At 74.1% G+C, this 9,903-nt stretch carries 7 protein-coding genes; 3 read left to right on the top strand and 4 right to left on the bottom strand.

Features of this window, described 5'->3' with window-relative positions:
- Positions 1-201: 201 nt before the first annotated feature.
- Entirely contained in the window at positions 202-1,623 is a 1,422-nt protein-coding gene (locus ACFWPI_RS28210) for a family 2B encapsulin nanocompartment shell protein (protein ID WP_380380082.1), read from the bottom strand.
- 378 nt (positions 1,624-2,001) lie between these two features.
- On the opposite strand from ACFWPI_RS28210, the gene ACFWPI_RS28205 reads away from it, so the two are divergent.
- The gene (locus tag ACFWPI_RS28205) at positions 2,002-3,081 is read left to right on the top strand and encodes an ATP-grasp domain-containing protein (RefSeq protein ID WP_363375171.1); all 1,080 of its coding nucleotides are present in this window, start codon (positions 2,002-2,004) and stop codon (positions 3,079-3,081) included.
- A 98-nt stretch (positions 3,082-3,179) separates the two neighbouring features.
- Here the strand turns inward: ACFWPI_RS28205 and ACFWPI_RS28200 are convergent, their stop codons facing one another.
- The 3 genes from ACFWPI_RS28200 to ACFWPI_RS28190 all read right to left on the bottom strand — a co-directional run bounded on the left by ACFWPI_RS28200 (position 3,180) and on the right by ACFWPI_RS28190 (position 5,651).
- Positions 3,180-3,725, bottom strand: a complete 546-nt coding sequence (locus ACFWPI_RS28200; RefSeq protein WP_380380084.1) for a methylated-DNA--[protein]-cysteine S-methyltransferase — start codon at positions 3,723-3,725, stop codon at positions 3,180-3,182.
- A gap of 162 nt (positions 3,726-3,887) precedes the next feature.
- A complete protein-coding gene (locus ACFWPI_RS28195) occupies positions 3,888-4,121 on the bottom strand; it encodes a hypothetical protein (RefSeq protein ID WP_063348809.1) in 234 nt (77 codons plus the stop codon).
- A gap of 219 nt (positions 4,122-4,340) precedes the next feature.
- Positions 4,341-5,651, bottom strand: coding sequence for an MFS transporter (locus ACFWPI_RS28190; RefSeq protein ID WP_380380087.1), 1,311 nt, complete (start codon positions 5,649-5,651; stop codon positions 4,341-4,343).
- A gap of 202 nt (positions 5,652-5,853) precedes the next feature.
- Between ACFWPI_RS28190 and ACFWPI_RS28185 the strand changes: the two genes are divergently transcribed.
- Positions 5,854-6,726, top strand: coding sequence for a hypothetical protein (locus ACFWPI_RS28185; RefSeq protein ID WP_380380089.1), 873 nt, complete (start codon positions 5,854-5,856; stop codon positions 6,724-6,726).
- Complete coding sequence (locus ACFWPI_RS28180; protein WP_380380090.1) at positions 6,723-9,890, top strand: trypsin-like peptidase domain-containing protein; 3,168 nt, start codon at positions 6,723-6,725, stop codon at positions 9,888-9,890. The genes ACFWPI_RS28185 and ACFWPI_RS28180 overlap by 4 nt, the downstream gene beginning before the upstream one ends.
- Positions 9,891-9,903 lie beyond the last annotated feature (13 nt).

Raw genomic sequence — 9,903 nt, 5'->3', positions numbered from 1 at the left:
CCTGCACTTGCGTCGGCCGCTTATTTTTTTAATAAGACACCGTTCCGGACGGGCGGGGGCGCCCCCCCGGGCGGGGGGGTGGGTGCCCCGGCCGGGCGGCGTGGAATTCCGACCGGCTCCGGTCGGTCGGTTCCCGGGCCTGGGCGCGGGCCCGGATATCGCGCGCCCGGCCGGAATGGTTGAGACTCGCCCGGACAGGGCCTAGCGCTGCGCGACGTCCACGTTCTCCAGGACGCCGACCGCGTCCGGGACCAGAATCGCGGCGGAGTAATAGGCGCTGACCAGGTAGGAAATGACGGCCTTGTCGTCGATTCCCATGAACCGCACCGAAAGGCTCGGCTGGTACTCGTCCGGAATTCCGGTCTGGTGCAGGCCGACGACGCCCTGGTTGTCCTCGCCGACGCGCAGCGCCATGATCGAGCTGGTGTGCCCGCCGATGACCGGGATCTTGTTGCACGGGAAGACCGGCACCCCGCGCCAGGCCGTGACGTGCTTGCCCTCGACCTCGACCGTGCCGGGGACGAGGCCGCGCTTGTTGCACTCGCGGCCGAAGGCGGCGATGGCCTTGGGGTGGGCGAGGAACATCTTGGTGCCGCGGCGGCGGCTGAGCAGCTCGTCCATGTCGTCGGGGGTGGGCGGACCGGAGTGGGTCTGGATCCGCTGGTCGTACGCGGCGTTCTCCAGCAGGCCGAACTCGGGGTTGTTGACGAGCTCGTGCTCCTGGCGCTCGCGCAGCGCCTCGATGGTCAGCCGGAGCTGGTGCTCGGTCTGGTTCATCGGCTGGTTGTAGAGGTCGGCGACGCGGGAGTGCACCTTGAGGATGGTCTGCGCGACGCTCAGCTCGTACTCGCGGGGCTTGAGCTCGTAGTCCACGAAGGCGCCGGGCAGCTCGTACTCGCCCCGGTGCCCGGCGGAGAGGTCGATCGCGGCCTCGCCGTGCTTGTTCTGCGCCTGCTGGAAGCCGTTCAGGTACTCGATGACCTGCAGCTGCAGGGCCTCGGAGCGGTCGTGGAGCTCCTGGAAGGCGGGCCAGGAGAGCGCCATCACGGTGCCGGAGGTGGCGGCCCGGACGGTGTACGGCCAGGTGCCCTCCTCCTGCTGGAGGGCCTCGTCGCCGAGGTGGTCGCCGTCGGCGAGGGTGCCGACCACCGTCTCCTCGCCGTACTTGCCGGTGCCGAGCCGTTCGAGCTTGCCGTGCGCGATGAGGAAGACCTCGTTGATCGCCACGCCGGCGGAGACCAGTACGTCGCCGGCGGCGAACTCCCGCTGCACGAAGCGCCCGGCCAGCTCCGTCAGGACGGCCTCGTCCTGGAAGCCGTGCAGCACCGGCACCTCGGCCAGCGTCGGCGGGACGATCCGCACCTCGGAGCCGGTCTTGACGAAGCTCACCCGACCGCGGCCGACCGAGTGGCGCAGGCGGCGGTTGACCCGGTAGGTACCGCCGGACACCTGCACCCAGGGCAGCGTCTTGAGCAGCCAGCGCGGGCTGATGCCCTGCATCTGCGGCGCGGACTTGGTGGTCGTGGCGAGGTTCCGCGCACCCGCCGTGCTCAGACTCTGCTGCTGCCGGATCTCCGGTTGCGCGCTGGGCGCGGGAACACCGGCATTGGTTTCGGTCGACATAGGGGGAGCCCTTCGCATGCCCGATGAAGTGTCGCCTTGCACATTCATGTTGCCGCTTCATGGTGGGCCCATTCGGGTGCATGCCGCAATCACTCATTCGAGTGGTTCGGGATAACCGAACAAATAGTACGACTGGATCACCCGATCGATATCTGTTCGATTAATTATTCGAACTTATCGGGAATACCGGCCCCCATCTTCCCCCATCGACACCCCCTCCGTCGCCACCCCTTGACGCCCGCACGCCCGGCACCCCTCCCGTCCGGGCCCGGGGAGCCGGCCGCTAAGGTGCCACCTCACAGGGCCGCCAGGCCAGTTGACGAGCACGGCCGACCACGAGCCCTGACCCTTCGTCACCCCATGCCCTGGGAGGCAGTCTTGACAGCCCCCGTCCGTGTCTGGCTCAACCGCACCTACGCCGAGAACGTCTTCTTCATCGAACAACTCCGCACCGCCCCTCGCCCGGTGACGGTCCACGCGACCCACGCCGACCCCGACTCCCCGGTGCTCGCCGCCGCCGACCACGGCACCCTGGAACCCGCCGACCTGCCCGCCGACGCCTACGTCGGCTACGCGCTCGACTACTGCGCCCGGCACTCCATAACCGTCTTCCTCCCGCAGCTGCACCAGCTCGCCATCGCCCTCGCCCGGCCGGAGTTCGAGGCGATCGGCACCACCCTGCTCTGCCCGCCGGCCACCGCCATCGCCACCTACACCAGCAAGGCCGACGGCTACCGGGCGATCGCCGCCGCCGGACTGCCCACCCCGCCCTGGTGGCGGGTGCGCACCGCCGACGAACTGCTCGACGCCGTCGGCCGGATCGAGGCCGCCGGGCACACCGCCTGCCTCAAACCCACCACCGGCGCGGGCGGCACGGGCTTCCGGGTGCTCACCCGGGAGCCGTACGGGCCACGGCGGCTTCACGGCTGGGACCACCGGGTCCAGGTCGAGCAGGTGGCCGCCGCCCTGTCCGCCGGACCGGGCGCGGGGGACGAGGGGGACGAGCCCGTCGACCTGCTGGTGATGCCCTACCTGGACGGGCCGGAGGTCTCGGTGGACTGCCTCGCCGACCGGGCCGGCCACCCGCTCACCGTGGTAGGCCGCACCAAGGAGGGCCGCCGCCGCGGCTTCACCGCCGACCCGCGGTACCTGGAGCCGGTCCGGCGCCTGGTCGGGGCGAGCCGGATGGCGTACCTGTCCAACATCCAGTTCCGCGAACTGGCCGGGCGACCGGTGGTGATCGACGTCAACACCCGGCCCGCCGCCGGGCTCCACCAGCTGCGGCTGTGCGGCCTCAACCTGCCCTGGGACGCCGTCCGGCTGGCACTCGGCGAACGGCCGGAACCCACCGGGGTGGATCCGGACGTCCACGGCGTCGAGTACACGCTGGTCTCCGGCATCCAGCCGGTGCGGCCGCGCCGGGCGCCGGCCCCCGTCTCCCTCGTCCGGCAGCGGTAGCCCGGACGCGACGGCGGGCGGCTCGTACGTGGCTCATGCGAGGCTCACACGTGGCTCTTGCGGGGCTCGGTGCGGCCGCGCCGACGGCAACCCCGGTGCTACAGCGGGCCGTTCCAGTCGAGCGTCGGCTCCAGCACGCCCTCCAGGGTGAGCAGCCAGCGCTTCACGTCGATCCCCACCCGGCCGCCGCCGAAGCCGCCGATCCCGTCCGCCGCCACCACCCGGTGGCAGGGCACCAGCAGGGCGACGGGATTGGCGGCCATCATCTGGCCGACCGTCCGCGCCGCCAGGCCGGGCTCGGCCACGTCCTCGAACACCCCGCTGAGGGAGGCCAGTTCGCCGTAGGTGATGGTCCGGCCGTACGGCACCTCCTGCCAGAGCGTGCGCAGCACGGTGCGGTGCGGGCCGGAGCTCAGGCTCCAGTCGATCGGCAGGCCCAACTCACGGCTGCGGCCCGCCAGATAGGCGCCGATCCGGTCCCGGACGGCGGCGGTCTTCGACGCGTCGGTGCACGGCGGCAGTTCGCCGTCCCGCCCGCCGTACCCGGCCGCCGCCACGCCCAGCGGCGTCACGGCGATGTGCATCGGGCCGCTGGGCAGCGGCGTCTCCACGGTCAGCCAGGACATCGACCAGGACTGCGGCACGCTCGGGCCCCCACCCTCCGCCGGACCGGCCGCCGGCCACTCCGGCGCCCGCGGGGCGCGCGACCTCCGCCCGCCCCGCACGCCATCGTACGGCGGGCGGGGCGGCGCGCCTGCGGCGTCGGCGGGCACCGGGGCCGTCGGCTGCGGCGGACAGCGGGGCCGTCAGCGCCGCCCCTTCAGCTCGGCCGCGAGCGCCCGGGACCAGTGCGACAGCTCGGCGCGGTCCGGCGCCCGGCCCTCGCACAGCAGGGTGAGCTGCGCGTCGTTGATCCGGTTCGGCCCCGGGATCTCCAGCAGGTACGCCAGCTCCGCCAGTACGGTGGCGAGCCGCTCGGCGTCCGTGCGGTCCAGGGTGGCCGCGGACTCGTGGTGGCTGATGGTGAGCGAACCGGGCATGGTCAAACCTCCTCCGTCCACCCCCGCTCCCTCCACGGTACGACCGGTCCGGCCGCGGCGCCCGCCGCGGGCGGCGGGGGTGCGGCGGCCGGACCTGGTCGCGCTCCGGGGCCGGCCGGGTACGGTGCGCGGTGGGCCGCACCGGGGGCCGGGGGTGCGCCCCGGAGCCGTTCGGGGGCGGGTGGTCGACAGATCCTGGAAAGGTCGGACCAGCACGGGTCAGGGCGCGCTTTCCCGGTCGCCGTGGCGCCCGTCCTCGCCGTGCCGGCTCCCTTCCCAGCGGCGGTTCCGAACCGCCGGCACCGCCAACACCACCGTACCGGCCACGAGTTGCCAGACCGCACCGAGCAGCAGCACCTTGTCCACGCCGATCCGGTCCGCCGCCGGTCCGGCCGCCGCCAGCCCGAGCGGCCCCAGCACGAACGCGCCGAGCGCCCCGAAGGAGTTGACCCGGCCGAGCACCTCCGGCGGCACCCAGCTCTGCATCGTCGTGCTGACCAGCGTCCCGCTGACCGCCGAGCCGACCCCCGCCACCAGCGCGCCCGCCACCACCCACGGCAGCGGCGCACCGGCCGCGAGCGCGGCGGAGGGCAGCGCCCAGGCCAGCGTGGCCACGGTGGCCACCGCGAGCGGCCGCTCGGGCCGGCGCCCGAGCATCACCAGCCCGCCCAGCACCGCGCCGACGCCGTACACCCCCATCACCAGGCCCCAGGCCCGGGCGCCGCCGAGGTCCCGCTGCGCGGTGAGCGGGCCGAGCACCAGGAACGGCGCCCAGACCAGCAGGTTGAACAGGCCCATCTGGACGGTGGTGATCCAGAACCACGGCCGGGAGGCGAACTCCGACCAGCCGGCCCGCAGTTCGGCGAGCATCGGTTGCTCGCCGCCGGCCGCGTTCGCCGCGCGGTCGGGCAGCCGGAGCCTGGCCAGGGCGAACGCGCCGACGCCGTACGTCACCGCGTCGGCCAGCAGGACCACCGCCGGTCCCTGCGTCGCCGTCACCAGGCCGGCCGTCGCGGGCCCGGCCACCGTGGCCACCGAACGGGCCAGCCCCAGCAGGGTGTTCGCGTCGGCCAGGAGCTCCTTCCGGCGCACCAGGCCGGGCACGATCGCTCCGAGGGCCGGCAGGAACAGCCCCTCCCCGATCCCCCACACCGCCACCAGCGCGACCATCGCCCAGACCGGCGCCCGCCCGGCCGTCAGCAGCGCGGCGAACACCGCCTGGACGAGCCCGCGCAGGACGTCCGAACCCAGCATCACCCGGCGGCTGCCGAACCGGTCCGCGATCACCCCGCCGGCCAGCAGCACCAGCACCACCGGCAGGATCCGGGCCGCCATCACCCACCCCAGGTCGGTTCCGCCGCCGCCGCCGTCGAGCACCGCGAAGGCCACCGCCACCGGCGCCATCGAGGAGCCGAGGAGAGAGGTCGAGTAGCCGACGAAGAACCACGCGAAATCGCGCTCGCCCAGCACGGCGAGCCGGTCTCCCAGCCGCCGGCGGCGGGCCGGGATCCGTTCCGCATCCACTGCCATGGGCGGCAGTCTGCCCCCGGACGGGAACGGCGTTCAAGGGTTTCCGGGGAAAAGTTGAGTCTTTTGGCCTCAATATTTCGCGCCCCGCCGACCGCCGCAGTAAACGGCCTCGGAAACGGCTGTTCACCTGCGATTTACTGCGCTTCATGGGTAGCCTTCAGGAGTCCGGACCGATTTGATTTACTGCGGAAGAAGCCCCGACATGGCAGAGCTCCCCCCGGTCGAGTACGCCGTCGCCGTCGAGCGCTACCTGGCCGCCTCCGGGCTCGCCGAAGGCTCCCGGCGGATCTACCGGATCGCCCTGAACACCTGGGCCTGGGCCCTCGCCGACCGCCCCGCCCCCACCGGCCCCGACCGGCGGCGCGCCCGCCCGCCCGTCCTCCCGCTCGCCCTGCTCGACCACCCGGACGCCGCCCGCCGCCTGCGCACCGCCGCCGACCGCCGCCGCGCCGACACCGACCCGCGCACGCTCAACCGCGAACTCTCCACCCTGCGCGCCGCCGTGGCCTGGTGGCGGGCCCAGCACTGGCTCGACGACGACCCCACCACCGACCTGCACCCCGGCCCGCGGCCCGGACCGACCGTCGCTCCCCTGACCCCCGACGACCTGCGCGCCCTCTTCGCCCTCCGCGCGCCCCTGCGCGAACAGTCGCTCTGGCACCTGCTCCACGAGTCCGGCGCCGCCATCGACACCGTCCTCGCCCTCGACACCGACCACCTCGACCTGCCCCGGCACCGCACCCTCCACCAGCCCGGCCGCACCCCCGTCCACTGGCAGAGCGGCACCGCCCGACTGCTCCCCCTCCTCGTCGCCGGCCGCACCACCGGCCCGCTCTTCCTCACCGACCGCCGCGCCCCCGCCGGCACCCCCGCCTCCGACCGCTGCCCCCACACCGGCCGCGCCCGCCTCTCCTACCGCCGCGCCGCCGAACTCCTCACCGCCCACACCGCCCCCTTGACCCCCGGCGCCCACGGCTGGACCCTGCGTCAACTACGCCCCGGTGCACCTCCGTCACTGGATTCCGACGGCCGGGCACGACACCCTGGCACCCCCGATCGAAGGGACCCCGCGTGATCCCCGACAACGAGACCCGGCGGCGCCGGGAGGCCGTCAGCCGACTCGCCACGGAACAGGCGGTACTGATCGAGACCGCGGAGAGCTCCGGCACCGGCTTCCTGGTCGCCCCCGACACCGTGCTGACCTGCGCCCACGTCGTCCGCTCCGACCCGCACCCGGCGGTGACGGTGCACGGGCGCACGCTCCGGGCCGAGGTGGTGGCCCGGGAGCCACGGCAGGACCCGGACGGCGGCATCTACGCGTACCCGGACCTCGCGGTGCTCCGCCTCCCCGAACCGCTGGACACCGCGGGCGTCTGGCTCGCCGATCAGGTGCCCCCCGGCGGCTCGGACGTGATCGTCCACGGATTCAGCGACGCGACCCTGGACGCCGGCACCCACCGGGACACCCTGTACCTCTCCGTCGTCGGCCGCTCCGGCGAATCGGGCCACTTCGTCCGGCTCAAGAGCGACCAGGTCGTCCAGGGGTTCAGCGGCAGCCTCGTACTCGACCCCGCCACCGGACGGGTGTGCGGAGTGCTCAAGACCTCCCGCGACGAGACGGCCGTCCTGGGCGGCTGGATGGTCCCCGTCGACGCGGTGCGGGCCTGCTTCCCCGAACTGGCCCGGCGCAACGGACTCGGCCACCGGCCCGGCACGGCCTGGTACGACCTGGCGATGGACCGGGCCGGGCGCCAGGTCCGGCTCTTCGGGGCGTACGGGCACCACCGCCCCCGCCAGACGCCCCGGCCGACCCCCGCCCAGCTGCTGACGCAGGGCGCGATGCCCTTCGTGGACCGCCCGGAACTCGCCGAACTGCGGGCCTGGTGCGCCGACGAGACCTCGCTGCTGCTGCGCCTGCTCCACGCGCCCGGCGGCTCCGGCAAGACCAGGCTCGCCGCCGAGCTGTGCCGGCTGATGGCCGAGGACGGCTGGCTCGCGGGCTTCGTGCAGCGCAGCAGCCTCGCGGGACCGGGGTGGCTGGACGAGCTGACCACCGCCCTCGACGACGGTCTGGCGGTCCTCGCCGTCTTCGACTACGCCCAGGCCCGGCTGGAGGACATCCGCACCCTGGTGGACCACGTCTCCCGGTTCGGACCCGAGCAGCCCCGGATGCGCCTCCTGCTGCTCGCCCGCACGGCCGAGCCCTTCTGGCGGGCGCTGCAGAGCGGCGTCGACGACTGGGCGCTGGCCGACGCCAGCGTCGTGGAACTCCCCAGGACGATCCCCTCCGTCCCTTCCGCTGCTTCCGCTGCTTCCGCCGGTGACGCCTCGCCCGCCGCGCTGGTCGTCTCGGCCTTCGAGGTCTTCGCCCGACGACTCGGCCACGACCGCCTGCCCGTACCGAGGAGCCTTCCGTCGCGCGCCGGGCGGGAGGACTCGCTGCTCGGCGTGCTGGCACTCGCGCTGGACGCCGTCCTCACCCTCGCCCGGGGAAGCAGCTGGTCCGGGCACGGCGATCCGCTGGAACGGCTCTGCGACCACGAGGTCCGGGTCTGGCACGCGCAGCTCACGGCGTGGCTGCCCGCGGAGCCGGCCCTGGCCGGCGAGGCCGGCCGGCTCCTGGCGGAAGGGCTCCTCCTCGTCCCGGTCCTCGCCCCCGGGCGGCGCTCGGACCGGCTGATCGCCCTGCTGGAACGGGTCCGGGCCGAGGCGTTCCCCCACCAGCCGCCCCTCAACATGAACGTCGTCAACGCCCTCCTGCGCATGCTCTACCCGGCCGAGGACGGCCTGGTCGCCCCCGTCGGCCCGAGCCGGATCGGCGAGATCCTGGTCCGCCGGGTGCTGAGTACGCCGGAGAGTTCGGGACGCTCCGAGGAGTACCTGCTCGCCCTGCTGGACCCGCCGCACCCCGCCTCGCCGCAGGAGCGGATCGCGGCGGCCACCGAGACCGTGGAGATCCTCGCCCGCGCCCGCGGCTGCACCGGGGTGGGGCGGGTCGTGGACCACCCCGCCCACCCGGCCCTGGACGCCGCACTGGCCCGGAGCATCACCGAGCGGCCCGACGCGCTCCTGCCGGCCCTGGCCGTCAACGGCGCCGTACTGCCGCACGCCGAACCGCTGGCGGCCCTCATGCTGCCCGCCGTGCAGGCGTGCGAACCGGACGTCCTCGCCGCCGTCGAGAGCCGGCTGCCCGGCTACCCCTCCAGCATGTCGCCGGTGGCGGCGCTGGTCCTGAAGCGCCTGTTGGACCAGCCGGACCCCGAATTCGGCGAGGAGGACCAGCTGCGCAGGCTGCGCCGCCTCATCAGCTACAGCCTCCGGCTCGACGAGACCGCCCCGGGCGTACCCGGTGCGGACGGACTGACCCCGAACGGACTCGGTGCGGACGGACTGGCCCCGGGCGTACTCGCCGCGGACGGACTCACCCCTCGCGTACCCACCCCTCGCGTACTCGCTGCGGACGGCGTCCGCCCCGGCGACGGCGACTCGGCGCTGACCGCCGCCCAGCAGGCCGTACGCCTCAGCCGGGACCTCGTCCGGCAGACCGGCCGCCACCTCCCCGAGTACGCGAGGGCGCTCCACAACGTGAGCCTCCTGCTGCACCGCGCCCACCGGACCGAACCGGCACTCGAACACGCCAGGTCGGCCGTCGCCCGCTACGAGGAACTCCTCGCCGGGGCGGACGGGGACGACACCCTGCGCCAGACGTACCTCCTGGACACCGCGACGGCGCTGAGCACCCTGGCCCTGGTGCGGATGGAGGACGGCCAGGTGAGCGCGGCCCTCGACGCGGCCGCGCACGGCGTCGAGCTGTGCGAGGAGGCCGAACCGGGGTCCCGGCAGGACGACACCCTGCTGACCTGCCTCCAACTCCTCGCCCGGTGCGGGCAACTGGCCGGCCGGCCCGTCGAGGCGGTGGCGGCCGGCTACCGGGCGCTCGCGCTGCTGCGCGAGCTGGCCGACCAGCAGCCCGGCCGCTACCTGGCCAGGCTCCCGGAGGCGTTGCACCGGCAGGCGATCGGCCTCGTCCGGGCCGGACGGGACGACGAGGCGTACCGCGCGCTGCGGGAGGCCGCACAGCTGCGGGCCGCCCTTCCGCCCGGCGACCGGCAACGGCTCGCCGCACAACGGTCCTCGCTGCGGATGCTGGTCCAACTCTCCTCGGAGATGACCGAGTTCACCGACGAGCGCGCACACTGGGTGGAGCAGCTGGCGACCATGGGCAATCATGGCAGGTGAGGCCGCCGCCATC

Origin of the sequence: Kitasatospora sp. NPDC058492, from assembly GCF_042720685.1 — a bacterium.
GTDB lineage: Bacteria > Actinomycetota > Actinomycetes > Streptomycetales > Streptomycetaceae > Kitasatospora.
The sequence above is the reverse complement of the archived record's forward strand: the minus strand, read 5'-3'. Positions and strand labels throughout refer to the sequence as shown.

Excerpts from the sequence above, each read along its gene's own strand:
- ACFWPI_RS28210 (WP_380380082.1), bottom strand. The coding sequence starts at position 1,623 with ATGTCGACCGAAACCAATGCCGGTGTTCCCGCGCCCAGCGCGCAACCG.
- ACFWPI_RS28195 (WP_063348809.1), bottom strand. The coding sequence starts at position 4,121 with ATGCCCGGTTCGCTCACCATCAGCCACCACGAGTCCGCGGCCACCCTG.
- ACFWPI_RS28190 (WP_380380087.1), bottom strand. The coding sequence starts at position 5,651 with ATGGCAGTGGATGCGGAACGGATCCCGGCCCGCCGCCGGCGGCTGGGA.
- ACFWPI_RS28185 (WP_380380089.1), top strand. The coding sequence starts at position 5,854 with ATGGCAGAGCTCCCCCCGGTCGAGTACGCCGTCGCCGTCGAGCGCTAC.